Raw genomic sequence first — 13,567 nt, 5'->3', positions numbered from 1 at the left:
ATTCTCAAATGCACGCAATGCCCTACTCATCAGGGCATTGCGTGTCTATATGCGCGATTTCTCACTTTAATACCTTCGAATTACATTCAATTGAACGATCGAGATCATAGTTATCTACAAAAAAGTTCACACAATACTCATAATTAGGTTTATATTAGTACTCAAAATGCTCGTACGAACATTAGGGAACATATGAATGACCATTAGTTACTTAAAAGAAAAAAATGAACAAGCCTTGCTCGATGTCATCGTCGTTGGTGGTGGTATTAATGGTGCGGGCATTGCGGCAGACGCCGCAGGACGAGGTTTAAACGTTGGTCTGTATGAGGCGAAAGACTTTGCGGGCGCCACGTCATCCGCGAGTTCAAAATTAATTCATGGTGGGCTTAGATACCTCGAGCATTATGAGTTCCGCCTCGTAGGTGAATCATTGGCCGAGCGTGAAATACTGCTCGCAAAAGCGCCGCATATTGCTTTTCCAATGCGATTTAGGCTCCCACATCGACCTTTTCTTCGCCCAGCGTGGATGATCCGAGCCGGCCTATTTCTCTATGATCACTTGGGGAAACGTACGTCTTTACCAAGCAGTAAAAAAATCCGTCTAGATAATGACAAGGTCACACTTCCTGAGCTCAAGGTTGGTTTCGAGTACTCAGACTGTTGGGTCGATGATGCAAGATTGGTGATCCTCAATGTTATGCAGGCTCAGGATCTTGGTTCAGAGGTCAGTAACTATTGTCAGGTTACTTCGGCCAAACGCGTCGAAGGTATTTGGCATGTAGAGTTGTTTGATCAACGCTCGCAAAAAACGTTGTTTCGTAAAGCAAAAGCGCTAGTGAATGCTACGGGACCATGGGTCAAAGAGTTTGTCACTGACAATATTCAGCTCCCCTCTCCTTATGGAATTCGGTTAATTAAAGGATCGCATATCATCGTGCCGAAAGTCCACGACGAGCCTCAAGCTTACATACTGCAAAATGAAGACAACCGGATTGTCTTTGTGCTCCCTTATCTGGGTAAGTTTTCGATGATAGGGACCACCGACGTCGAATACAAAGGTGATCCACGTCAAGTCTCGATTGATGAGGATGAAAAACAGTATCTGATCGATATTGCAAACAAACACTTCCGCCATCAGCTTACTCTCAAAGACGTCATCGCTGATTTCAGCGGCGTTCGCCCACTTTGCGATGACGAATCCGATTCTCCTCAGGCGATTACCAGAGATTATACGCTGGCACTGGATCATCAGGATGGCGCAGGCCCTCTCCTATCGGTCTTTGGTGGAAAGCTCACCACTTACCGAAAGTTGGCCGAGTCCGCTATGGAGCACCTCTCTTCGTATTTGGAATTGGGTAAGCCGTGGACACGAGAAGCGCCTCTTCCTGGTGGAGAACAATTTGATAGGCAAGCCTTGAGCGCGCATTTGTCTCAGCAGGTCCCGTTTATCGATACCGACACACAACAACGTTGGATCGCTGCGTACGGTAGCCGGGTAACCCGTCTACTTGAAGGGGTTAACAGCGAGCAAGATTTGGGTATCAAGTTTTGCTGTGGTGTCTATCAAAAAGAGATTGATTACTTGGTTGAACATGAATTTGGCCGTACAGCAGAGGACTTACTTAAGCGACGGACGAAATTGCACTTGCTTTGTGACCGCCACGCCTATCAGCGCATCGAGGATTATCTGAATCTTGGGTCGTCGTCTCTTGAATCACGTTGTGCCTAATGGTGCCAAAGCGCGACCCACATGGAGGCCAAGAGCCTCCATTTTTTGTCCCCAAGCGTGTTTATACGCCAGAGTTACGTTAAAAATTCGTGCTTAAAGTGCAGAAAGGCCTGATTTAAAGCAAGCTCTTTTATCGGTTTAACAATGACGTAGTCAGCACCAACACTTAAAAATGCCCGTTTGGTATCTTGCATGCCATCGGCCGTACAGGCAAAAATGGGCGTTTTCAGTTTGAGATCTTCACGTATGATCTTGGTGGTTTCTATGCCCCCTAGGTTAGGCAACTGATTATCCATTAGGATCAGGTCAATATTGTTCGAGGCTTTTAACAGCTCTATCGCATTCAATCCATCTTCAACCCAAGTAACGGCCATTCCATATTTTTCACAAAATGCCTTGGCGATAAAGGCATTGGTTTTATTGTCCTCAACCAAGAGAACGTTCAGTGTGGTATCAAACATACTTGCAGGGTCTACCTCTAGAGCACTGGTTTCAATTTTTTCTTCCGATTCGGTCAATTCAATCGGGATAACAAGTGTAAAGGTGGTACCTTCACCAATGGCACTTTCAATTTCGATCTGTCCTTGCAACATCTCGACCAAGCTATGAACAATGGCCAAACCTAGCCCGCTGCCACCGTATTCACGAGTCGTTGTTGATTCAGCCTGAACAAAGGGTTCAAAAATATGCACTAACCGTTCTTGGTCTATGCCGATTCCTGAATCCTTAACCTTGATATTCAGGACAGATACGTCGTCTTGTGTACCACACATCAGTGAGACAGTGACTTTTCCGTGATGGGTAAATTTAACCGCATTGCTCACCAAGTTAAATAAAATCTGATTTAGCCTGACTTGATCACTGTGCGCAAACGTGATGCTATTAACATTGCTGAGCACATCAAGTTCGATGCCTTTTTCACGACAAAGTGGGCTATAAATTTTTTCTACCGCTGTGACCAACTCAATCAATCTGAAATCAGCGGCTTGGATGTGAAATTTGCCCTGCTCAATTTTAGAAAAATCGAGAATATCGTTGAGTACCGCCAAAAGATGTTCGCCACTATTGCACAACACTTCTACGTGTTCTTTATTGTCTGCATGGGTGAGTTTTCTTTTTAACAGCTGGGATACTCCGAGAATCCCGTTGAGAGGTGTTCTGAGTTCGTGACTCATTTTTGCGAGAAAATCAGCTCTGACACGCGCTGACTCTTCCGCTTCTTTACGCGCGGTGTAACTTTGTATTTCTGCTTCTATAAAACTGGTGACATCCTGCCCCTGAGCCATAATATTGTTGATGCCACTATCGATAAAGATCGGTGACAAATTCCACCGATAGGTTTTTGAACGTATGGTTATATTAATGCCTGTGAGAGTGGTGCCTCTGGCACACATCAGGATATGGGGCTTGAGCTTTTCAACCAATAACTGATAATCGTTTTGTTCGTGCTCAGGCTCTCGGCGAAAACTGCTCTCAGCGGCCGGGTTTGAGCGGACCAAATGACCATCAACATTCCACAGTGTGATGGGAGAAAGAGAAAAATTAAACAAATCAGCAAATTGCTTTTCCTGATCGCTCAAACGCAGAAAAGCCAGTTCAAAGGAGTGGCCAATTTGATTGAACTCTTCTATTTGTGAACCGCAGAAATGACCCACTTGATCTTCTTCGACAGAACGCTCGGTATATTTCATTAAATTATTCAATTCACTCGACACACGCTGTCCCAGCCATAGGCGGCTATAAACCGCAATGATCACCAATAGGCATGCGGCCACACCAACCCAAACGTAATGACTTTTAACCAACGTCATCACGGGCTCATTGTCTTGTAAGGTATAGAGACTTAAAAAGGTCGAGACATTACTGATAGTAAGATCGGTTTTCGAGACCATAAATTGATTGGCAGTCAAAGAGTTAGACGATTGTTCTAACCACTCGATGTGTCGGAAATCTTTATTTTTTGTACTCGACGCAATCACCTCTGAACCAACGGAAAGCAGTACATGGTCTGCATTACTTCCTTTCAGAATCGCGTTAATCAAAGCAAAGTTATTATTGAGTACCACTGCGATGTGCAAGAAAGCGATCACCTCGCCTGTTTCCATCTGAATGATTGGGGCTCGGCGAGCCATCAGGTAACGTGTACCCAGCAAAGAAGGCGTTTGAGACAAATACCAGCTACTCCCAGCGCGCATATCCTCACTGAGATGGGCAAGATGTTCTGGAGAGATCCCGTAAAACTGATAGTTAGAGTCATCCCAAATCATCTCTGAGTCTAACGTAATAAAGCGAAAATCGGGGGCTAATTCAGGGGTCGCTTGATCCGTGCCATTAAAAAAGCGATCCAAGCCAATAATGTCCTGATTCATTACAGCTTCAATCAAAGATTCATTACGGCTGTAACTGTCCTGTTGAATCTCTAACGTTTTCATCCGGAAATCGAATATTTGTTGGACAAGGCTTTGCGTTTGTAGCTTAGAGCGGGCGACTTCATGAGAAACCACCTGACGATTTACCTGATAGTTCTGAAAAACCATCACCATAGACAGCACGCCAATAGTGAGGAAAATAGAACGAGTAAGTAAAGTGGCAAGCCTATTTTTTCTACCGCTCTGCGCTAACAATGCCATTATTGATCCGAATACCTAAATGCTCGTTTTTTGAATTCATTCACCTTGGCTGGGCTGTCCTCTTTAGTGACTAATTCAAAGTCACCAGAGTAAACGTGAGGGACATTCTTACCTTCCAAATCCCATTTAATCCCTTCGGCCATTGCGATCCCCGTATCATCATTCATTCTCATTGCTGTGACATCCAATTCGCCATTCGCTATCGCTTTCAATTCCGCACTTCCCCCTCCCCAGCCATTGATAATAATATCGAGTCGATTCTTCTCTTTCAACGCATCGACTGCGCCAAGAGCGACATCTGTCGAGCAGGCATAGATAAAATCAATATTGGGATCTTTCTCTAACGCTTTGAGTGCGGTTCTAAACCCAGAATCACGGCTGGCGTTCGTATAATAAGACGAAGAAAGTTGATAAGAGTCGTGATGGCTCATTTCTTCAATAAACGTATCGCCTCTGGCATCACTCACGTAGCCTTCGGAAAAATACAGTACAGAATAACGGCTTTTGTTCGGTAATGTTCGTTTAAAGTAGTTTTCCAGCAAGCGTGTCCCTTTGATATGATCGAAACCAACGTACATAAAAGGCTGCTGAGTATTCCAAGCCCTTACTGGCGTCGTAATATTTTGTAGAATCAACTTGGTTTCAGTTGAGCTTAACACGTGTTCAATAAATTTTCGGTGTCTGGTCGTGTCTAAAGTAAAAATGATGTAATCTGCTTCATTTTTAATCGCGTTGAGTAAGGAAAGGCTTTGCTGACGAATATCCAAATTTGGCCGAGTAAAGACTTGATTAATTTTATAGCGAATACCTAACTTGTCCAAACGAGCTTCAAATGCGCGAATATTTCGCACCCAATAGTCCGAGACTTGTTGACCGGGATAGACGACAGCGATAGACACGGGATCTTGTTGATTGATTGCAATCGGAACTGGCTGTTTACGCACGGTTTCCGAGAGTGCGTCGGTGAGCATTTTTTGCATAGGGTTAGAATCAAGATACTCGTCATACTGCCAGTATCCATTCAGGGCTTGTGTATTGTGTGCATAGCTCATTGGTGAAACTATGAGTGATAAAGCGAACATACGTGCTGTAAACATTGCTTGTCCTTGTGACCTTTTTCGCACGAAATAGAGTAATAATTCTAACATAAAAGAATACCGTAATAGTGTCGCGTACTATCAATTTAATAGATTAAATTGAAAAAAAACATTAAGTTATAAAACTAACAATATCAGTATGGCATTATAAATTAGAACATAAAAGACAAATTGCCCGAGAGCCCAAATTGGTGATTGTCAGCATAACTGCCCGCAAAATCAACGCTAACTAAACCACCAGGACTGATTCCAATGCCTGCGGTAATCGAGTTATCCAATGTATTTTCAAGATCAATTTCATATCCAGCTCGTATCTGAGCCCAGCCCATCGCATTACCCTCTACGCCAAAACGCAGGAACTGCGTGTCATCATCTCGATCAGAAAATCGCTCCTGTTTGGTGAGATCCCAATCAACCGTAGCAGAGACATAGTCTAGGACATACGCTGTAGAGACCGTTATCTGGGTGTCAAGTTTGTAGGTACTGATGCCGCCAACATTTAAGGTTTCCAACTCTTGAGAGAAAAGGTCCTTTATCGCGATACCTGCTCGGAATTGGTGATACAACCACACGGCGCCCAAATCGAAGTTAAAGGCATTATCTTTGGTCTCACTCTTATCATAATCACTGAGGTCGAAGTCTTTAACCGTCAAGGCTTGTTTATAGGTTCTCATGGTTTGAAATTTTGGTGAGACACCTAGAGCGATATCTTGACCAGCCAATGACATGCGTTTGGCGATGGTCAGTCCAAATTCAGTAAAACCAAATGCAATCAGGTCAACGCTAGAGTTTTCATAGCGGGTTTGAGTGTCTGATGAAGTCGATATATTGGTTTGAGCAACGATATCGGCGTAACCGTGGAGAAACACGCTGGCCGAAAATGCGTCAAGTGGGAAGGCAACTGATGCCGTAATGCCTGCATCAACCCCAAGGGGTTTATCGTTAGATAATTGGTCAAGTGCGTTATTGACAGCCGTTTCTGCGTCAGACGACGAGGTATTGGCTTCGTACTGATCAATGCTATCCTGAAGCGCGTCAATCGTGCCCAAGGTGTCATCAGTATCACGTACTCTGGCTCCCAAGCCAGGCAGCAACAATCCGATGGTATCTGAATCGGTATAGACGGCACTAAGGGCAGGGTTATAAAACGGGGCTAAGACATAACCTGCCGTTGTGACGCCGGTATTGCCCATCCCATTACCTCGGCCATCCGCCACGAAACCAGCAGCACCCACTGAAAATCCCACTAGGCTTAAGTTTATTATTGATAATTTAATCAATTTTTTCATATTTATATCAACCCGATAGTCTCTCATATCAAGGTTAATACAAAATCAATTAAAGGAAGGAAAATTAGTTGAGAAGTTATGCTTTTACCACATCTGCCAGCAAAATATGACCTGTCACTAGCCTTTCTTTTTGTTTTTTACTAAGTTGTTTAAGCTGAAATTCAATTTTGGACGCCCTTCCTCGGCACGGTCCAATTCTATCGAACCATACCAAAGATAGCGGCCCCTTGCCTCTGAGCGCTTTGGCGCCTGTGCCATTGCAGTGTTGTTGATAACGGCGCTCTACATCTGTGGTGATCCCGCAATAAAGCGCGTTGGATCGTGTCCGTATAAAGTAGACGTACCAGAGTGAGCGCGGGTCACCAAGTTCCGTTTCAATCACTGTGAACTTAATTCTTCAATCTGTTGCTTTAAATGAGTAATTTCCAATTTAAGTGCAGCGACTTCATTCTCCAGCTGGTTTACCCGAGTCTGATCAGCTGTGACGGTAGTCGAACTGATATCAGCAGTGATATCCACCTCGCCACTGAATAAGTGCATATAGCGAGATTCTCGTTTACCCGCTTCTCTGGGCAATTTAACCACTAGAGCCCCCTGCGCTCGAGATGCCATCGATTCAAGTACCGCTTCAACTTCTTTCACGTCAGAAAAATCCGCGAGTCGGTTCGTACGCGTGCGCAGTTCTCCGGGCGTTTGTGCACCACGAAGAAGCAAACTGCAGACAATGCCTTTCTGTTGGGCAGAAAGTTTAAGATCACCAAATTCGGTGTTACAAAAGCGATGCTGGAATTTACTGGAACGGCTATTAAAACCGCTTTCATCGCTCACCAAACGTCGACTGACTAAAGCATCAACGGCGTTTTGAATCTCTGAATCAGTGCATGCCATTACCGGTTCACGGTTACTTTTTTGATTGCAGGCGCTGGTTAAGCTGTTTAAGGTCAGGGGGTAATAATCTGGCGTTGTGACTTCCTTTTCGATCAGGCAGCCGATGACACGGGCTTCAACAGGATTGAGTTCTATATTCATGTTTGCTTCCTCTTTGTGACCTTGTCAATTAATGTTCAGAAAAGAGAGGGACTTTCTTTATTTGGCCATTCTCATCTATCATTCTGATTCTTGTGCGATTTAATTCTAGTTCGGTGAGCTGTTGTCGCGCCATTTCTTCTTTGTAGGCTTTGATGATTTTTCCGTCTTCAGGCTCGGGCTCTACGACTTTGGGCGTTGGAATAACAATTTGCGAAAGACGCATAATCTGGATGCTGTTGTGGTCGATTTTGGAAATAATAGCCTGAACAGTGGCCATAGCTCAATAAGCGGTTGGCGAGATCGGTGATATATTGGTCAACATATTGTCTTGATTGATCTAAACACTGTCATCAGCCGATATGTTGTGCTTTAATCGAAGGCAGTTAAGGTACACAACTTTAGGGAAATAACCGATGAATGGTGTTTTTGAAATAGTCGCTCAGGCGCGGCGTAAAAATAAGCTCAAACGGGAGCTTCTTGATAACGAGAAAAAAGTCCGTGATAACCGTAAACGCGTCGATCTGCTCGATAACTTGATCGATTACATTAAGCCTGATATGTCACCTGATGAAATCGTTGTCATTATTAAGAACATGAAAGCCGATTACGAAGACCGCGTCGACGACCACATCATTAAAAGTGCAGAAATATCCAAAGAACGCCGTGATATTAGTCGCCGTATTCGTGAGTTAACAGAAGAAGATAAGCAGGTTAGTCAGGGTAAGAAAAAATAGTCTTACCCCTGTGATTTTTATGAAGCCCGCCCTAAATAGTGCGGGTTTCTTTTTATCGGGGTAATCCACCTCCCTTGTTGCAATAAAAGCGTCATTAACGTTTGCGTAATCGTTTCACTTCTCTTAATTCACAAGTGAGTCTTATACCACCTATTTATCTCTGTTATATTTACACTTTAGTTAATAGGTGAGACGCTACAGAGACGGGATTTAGGCCTTGAGCTCACGCTAAGATGCCTTGAGAGGGGCGCCGGCGGAACAACGTTAGAGAGTCAAATTATGGATGTTATTGAAATATTGGGCTATGCCGCCTCGATCATGGTCGCCATTTCATTAACCATGAAAGATATTGTTAAATTACGAGTGATTAACTTCATTGGCTGCTTACTTTTCACGGTGTATGGCCTAATGATTGATGCTTGGCCAGTGGTTGTCACCAATGGCTTTATTGCTTGTGTTAACGTTTACTTTCTCGTCAAAATGGAAAATGATAAGAAAAAGAGTGTTGACCAAACCGCGTGAAGATTGCCAAAAAAAGCCCCAGATTAAAATCTGGGGCTTTTTCATTTAGTCTTGGTCGTGCATCTCCGACCAAACTTGCGCACATTTGACTGCACGCTTCCAACCTTTGTAGCGACGATCGCGCTTCTCTTCATCATGATGAGGGACAAAAGTTTTATCGATGTTGGCTTTGTCCGCCAATTCATCGAGGTTGCCCCAGAAGCCCACCGCTAGACCAGCTAGATAGGCAGCCCCAAGCGCTGTGACTTCCGTCACTTGCGGCCGGAGTACCTGAGTATCGAGAACATCAGATTGGAACTGCATCAGGAAGTTGTTGGCGACTGCCCCACCGTCGACACGTAATGCCGCTAATTTGATGCCTGAATCTGCCTGCATTGCGTCAAGTACATCTCTGGTTTGGTATGCAATCCCTTCAAGTGTCGCACGGATAATGTGGTTAGAATTCACTCCGCGAGTCAAACCAACGATGGTACCTCGAGCATAGGCATCCCAATAAGGAGCCCCTAAACCTGTAAATGCAGGCACAACATAAACGCCATTAGAGGTGTCCACTTTAGTTGCAAAGTACTCGGAATCTTTTGCATCAGCCAGCAGTTTCATTTCATCGCGCAACCACTGAATGGAAGCGCCGCCCATAAACACTGCCCCCTCTAATGCGTACGCTGGCTCGCCAGACGGTCCACAGGCTAGCGTGGTCAGCAAACCATTTTTAGAGGTGACCTTTTCTTGTCCTGTGTTCATTAACAGAAAGCACCCGGTTCCGTAGGTGTTTTTGGCTTGGCCAGAATGGACACACATTTGACCGAACAAGGCGGCTTGTTGATCACCTGCAATCCCAGCGATTGGGATACGCGTTCCACCCTTACCACCAATATTGGTCTCTCCGTAAATTTCTGAAGACTTTCTGACCTCTGGCATCATAGACAAGGGAATGTCCATTTCTTTGAGCAGTTTCTCGTCCCACTCCAATGAGTTAATATTAAACAGCATGGTTCGGGATGCGTTAGTATAGTCGGTCACGTGGACACGTCCTTGGGTCATCTTCCAGACTAACCAAGTATCGACCGTGCCAAATAAGAGTTTCCCTGCCTCGGCCTCTTCGCGTGCACCGTCAACGTTATCGAGAATCCACTTAACTTTCGTTCCAGAAAAGTAAGGGTCCAGAACCAAGCCGGTATTATCTTTAACGTAGCTCTCTAAGCCGCGTTTTTTTAGTGTTTCACAGATCGAAGCGGTGCGACGGCATTGCCAGACAATCGCATTATACACTGGCTTACCCGTTTCTTTGTTCCAGACAATCGTCGTCTCACGTTGGTTGGTGATACCGATACCCGCAATCTCATCGCTACGAATTCCCGATTTACCCAAGACTTCGACCAACACCGAACTTTGTGTCGCGTAGATTTCCATTGGGTCATGCTCGACCCAGCCGGCTTGTGGGTAAATTTGAGTAAATTCACGCTGAGAGACACTGACAATATTGGCATCGTGGTCAAGAATAACGGCTCGTGAACTGGTTGTGCCTTGATCGAGCGCGACCATATATTTTTGCTCAGTCATGATCTTTCCTTATTTTTGAATTTTATCGTTATTTCTAGGCTTGTTTTTTTCAATTAAACAGGCGCTTGTTGTTGTTCTTCTGTTTCATCACATTGATTTGGTATCGTGCAACCAGTCCCTGTATTCGGGAGGTATTGAGCAATGCATTTGGGGTAAGCCCAAGCGCCAAAGCATGCGCCAGCAATCGGACCTAGAATCGGGACAATGAAGTAAGGTATATCCTTAGCGCCGCTCAACGCGAAATCCCATCCAGCAAGGTAAGCAAATAGCTTAGGACCAAAATCACGTGCTGGATTCATCGCAAACCCAGTTAATGGGCCTAACGAACCACCAATAACAGCAATGAGGACACCGATTAACAAAGGGTTCATCGCGCCACGCGGTGCGCCATTGTTTTCGTCACCTAAGGCTAAAATGGCGAACATTAATACCGCTGTAATCACAAACTCGACGGCTAGAGCCCCCAAAAAGCTCAGTGACGCATGTGGGTAAGTGGAAAAAATACCCGCGGTTTGCAAGCCTTCCTGACTGCTGCGGACAAAATTATGCGCAATTTCATAGTCGACAAATAAATTGCTATAGAGACTGTAGACAAGCGCCGCAGAACAAAAAGCCCCTAACATCTGGGCCGCGATATACGGAAGCACTTTCGCTTTGTCAAATCCGTGAAAGGCCGCCAACGCAATCGTTACGGCTGGGTTGATATGCGCACCCGACACCCCTGCTGTACAATAGATGGCAATCGCTACCCCGAATCCCCAAACGATACTGATTTCCCATTGACCAAACTCCGCTCCGGTGAGTACCAGAGCGGCCACACAGCCGACGCCAAAGAAAATCAAAAGGCCAGTCCCTATAAACTCAGCGATACATTCGCCAAGTAAGGTTGGTTTTCTATTAGTCATAGTAAGAGTCCTTGTTTACATTGTTATGCATAATTTTTTAGTCTTGGTTGCGCAGTGTATTTTGCACACCTGCCTTTAATAAGAAACGTCGCCACACCATTAATGAGCGTTCGAGCACATTTTGTTAATTTTATGTTCTCTATTTTGTTAATTAAATCAATTTTCTTAACGATGGGGTGCGAAAACGGTACTTTTTTGTTGTGTTGATCTGTGCTGAATTGATGTTCTACATGACGTTATTGACCCCAGTCTGGAAGAGTTAATGACGCTATTGTTTATTGTTGCTGGGTTTTTATGCGGTGTATTCAATTATGCTCGGGGAGTTTAGACGCTGAGACTTGGCCTAATATCGAGAAGGTTCGACTTTGACGACAATAAGTGAGAACGCCGCTTCAGGTTTCGTTTGAATGAATAAGGAAAGAAAACGAAAGTAGTCGGCGGAATTTCACCGCGTTGGGTAACAGGGCATTATAATGCGTTTAACTTAAGGGTTAACGATAGTTTAAATGGGCGTTTAGAATCGCTTGCAGCGTGCCATCGGCCTTGATCAGTTTTAATCCTTGGTTAAAGGTTTCCATGGTTTCCAGACTGTCGTCGCGCGCTCTAGGCAACAATAAATGTAATGAATTAATGAACAAGGGTTTAGGGTGATAGGTCAAATTACCAAGCTCAGACTCAAGCCCTTCTGATTTGAGCACATAGTTGACATAGGCAATATATAAAGGCGCGATATCGACTTGGTCGTCAAGCAGTTTCATGACATTCTCTTTTTCGTCATGGGTTCTGATCACTGTAATTTCACCTTTGCGTTCCGCCTCTTCGAAATCATCGCCATAAAAGCCGCCAAAGAGTGCACTGATGGTCAGCCCTTGAAGATCAGCGACGTTATCCCAGTTGAACTTTAACGTTTTCTTGTGATAAAAATGCGCATTAATTTTATACACAGTATCACTCACATAGAAATCTCTGAGATACGCTGGGTTAAACTCCCACAAGGCCGTTGCGTCAGCGTTGCCCTGTTTCGCATCATCAAACGCTTGTTGCCACGAATCAAGATGACGATAACTCACATCGACATTTTTTGCTTTAAAGGCGGCAGTCACAATTTGTGTATTGAGACCATAGCCGGGCAAGGATTCAGAATGATAAGGTGGATAATCCCCGCCCACCACTATGTTGATGGGCTCTTGGGCAAACGAGTGGCATGGCAACAAGAGAAAAACAAACAACGCACTTAGTGCACTGATAAACGGATGCGACATAATAAGTCCATGCTAGTAAAGACAAATGGTACCGGATGCGGCGCGAAACGACTTTGTAAGTCTAGTCTTGGCTTATGGCATGTTCAAATATGTTCGTCTAACTCAATTGTTTGAAACGATAAAAAGGACCTCGACTCGTCGGTTACAGGCTTTACCAGCACGGGTATTGTTGTTACAAGCGGGAACAGATTCGCCATAACCTCGAGTATAAATGGCATTCATTGCCACATTGTTTCGCACTAACTGCTGTTTGACCGCTGCCGCTCGGCGCATCGATAGGCCGTCATTGAACATGGTTGCACCCGTGTTGTCGGCGTGCCCGTCGATCACCACATCAATCGCCGGCTGAGTCGATAAATAGCGCCCCATCATATCGAGCCAATAGGCTGAGTTAGGCTGGACCCGAGAGGACCCAGTGGTGAATTTGATCGTGTCTGTTAGCTTGACCATGATGTGATTACCGGGCAACACTTCGTAATCCACCCCATTTTTGGTCAAGAAAGATTGCAAATCACCGTAACTGGTTGTGCGCGCTTGTCCAAGTGGTCCTTCGACGTCAGAGGTCGCAAACTTGGGAGCATCCCGCCACTGAGGATAGCGAACTTCATAATCTGTCTTCGGCGCCGTTTCTAACATATCATCGGAGAGGTAGCGCACTTCTTTGACCAGATTGCCGCACCCTGTGAGGAGCAACAAGATTGGTAGGGCGAGATATTTCATCATTCCATCGCTCATTTCTGTTTTGATACTTCCCTTGTATCGGCAATTTTACCAATACTTTAATGATAATTGACCATTTCAGTTCACAAA

At 44.7% G+C, this 13,567-nt stretch carries 13 protein-coding genes; 3 read left to right on the top strand and 10 right to left on the bottom strand.

Annotation, left to right across the window (positions count from 1 at the left end):
- The first annotated feature begins 196 nt into the window (after positions 1 to 196).
- Positions 197 to 1,729 (top strand): glycerol-3-phosphate dehydrogenase, encoded by a 1,533-nt coding sequence (gene glpD, locus HLM86_RS09925; RefSeq protein WP_170882673.1) that lies wholly within the window; start codon positions 197 to 199, stop codon positions 1,727 to 1,729.
- Positions 1,730 to 1,803: 74 nt separating this feature from the next.
- Here glpD and luxQ read toward each other — a convergent pair whose 3' ends face one another.
- The 6 genes from luxQ to HLM86_RS09895 form a co-directional block, all read right to left on the bottom strand.
- Complete coding sequence (gene luxQ / locus HLM86_RS09920) at positions 1,804 to 4,359, bottom strand: quorum-sensing autoinducer 2 sensor kinase/phosphatase LuxQ (RefSeq protein WP_076588784.1); 2,556 nt, start codon at positions 4,357 to 4,359, stop codon at positions 1,804 to 1,806.
- Positions 4,359 to 5,456 carry an autoinducer 2-binding periplasmic protein LuxP gene (locus tag HLM86_RS09915; protein WP_170882674.1) on the bottom strand — a complete coding sequence of 366 codons (1,098 nt, stop codon included), beginning with the start codon at positions 5,454 to 5,456 and terminating at the stop codon, positions 4,359 to 4,361. Before HLM86_RS09915 ends, luxQ begins: the two co-directional genes overlap by 1 nt.
- A gap of 152 nt (positions 5,457 to 5,608) precedes the next feature.
- The gene (locus HLM86_RS09910; RefSeq protein ID WP_170882675.1) at positions 5,609 to 6,745 is read right to left on the bottom strand and encodes a conjugal transfer protein TraF; all 1,137 of its coding nucleotides are present in this window, start codon (positions 6,743 to 6,745) and stop codon (positions 5,609 to 5,611) included.
- Positions 6,746 to 6,821: 76 nt separating this feature from the next.
- Positions 6,822 to 7,124: a GIY-YIG nuclease family protein gene (locus HLM86_RS09905; RefSeq protein WP_076588903.1), complete on the bottom strand. Its 303-nt coding sequence runs from the start codon at positions 7,122 to 7,124 to the stop codon at positions 6,822 to 6,824.
- On the bottom strand, positions 7,124 to 7,774 hold the full coding sequence (locus HLM86_RS09900) for a YceH family protein (protein WP_076588787.1): 651 nt from the start codon (positions 7,772 to 7,774) through the stop codon (positions 7,124 to 7,126). The genes HLM86_RS09905 and HLM86_RS09900 overlap by 1 nt, the downstream gene beginning before the upstream one ends.
- 28 nt (positions 7,775 to 7,802) lie before the next feature.
- On the bottom strand, positions 7,803 to 7,997 hold the full coding sequence (locus tag HLM86_RS09895) for a hypothetical protein (protein ID WP_076588904.1): 195 nt from the start codon (positions 7,995 to 7,997) through the stop codon (positions 7,803 to 7,805).
- Positions 7,998 to 8,187: 190 nt separating this feature from the next.
- On the opposite strand from HLM86_RS09895, the gene HLM86_RS09890 reads away from it, so the two are divergent.
- A complete protein-coding gene (locus HLM86_RS09890) occupies positions 8,188 to 8,508 on the top strand; it encodes a DUF496 family protein (RefSeq protein ID WP_076588788.1) in 321 nt (106 codons plus the stop codon).
- 279 nt (positions 8,509 to 8,787) lie between these two features.
- A complete protein-coding gene (locus HLM86_RS09885) occupies positions 8,788 to 9,030 on the top strand; it encodes a YgjV family protein (protein ID WP_076588789.1) in 243 nt (80 codons plus the stop codon).
- Positions 9,031 to 9,075: 45 nt separating this feature from the next.
- Here HLM86_RS09885 and glpK read toward each other — a convergent pair whose 3' ends face one another.
- The 4 genes from glpK to HLM86_RS09865 form a co-directional block, all read right to left on the bottom strand.
- Positions 9,076 to 10,590 (bottom strand): glycerol kinase GlpK, encoded by a 1,515-nt coding sequence (glpK, locus tag HLM86_RS09880; protein ID WP_076588790.1) that lies wholly within the window; start codon positions 10,588 to 10,590, stop codon positions 9,076 to 9,078.
- A gap of 53 nt (positions 10,591 to 10,643) precedes the next feature.
- A complete protein-coding gene (locus tag HLM86_RS09875; RefSeq protein ID WP_170882676.1) occupies positions 10,644 to 11,495 on the bottom strand; it encodes an MIP/aquaporin family protein in 852 nt (283 codons plus the stop codon).
- 491 nt (positions 11,496 to 11,986) lie between these two features.
- Entirely contained in the window at positions 11,987 to 12,757 is a 771-nt protein-coding gene (locus HLM86_RS09870; protein ID WP_076588792.1) for a transporter substrate-binding domain-containing protein, read from the bottom strand.
- A gap of 102 nt (positions 12,758 to 12,859) precedes the next feature.
- Positions 12,860 to 13,477, bottom strand: a complete 618-nt coding sequence (locus HLM86_RS09865) for an OmpA family protein (RefSeq protein WP_170882754.1) — start codon at positions 13,475 to 13,477, stop codon at positions 12,860 to 12,862.
- Positions 13,478 to 13,567: the final 90 nt, after the last annotated feature.

Origin of the sequence: Vibrio ostreicida (assembly GCF_013074385.2) — a bacterium.
GTDB lineage: Bacteria > Pseudomonadota > Gammaproteobacteria > Enterobacterales > Vibrionaceae > Vibrio > Vibrio ostreicida.
This window is presented reverse-complemented; position numbering and strand designations above follow the sequence as displayed.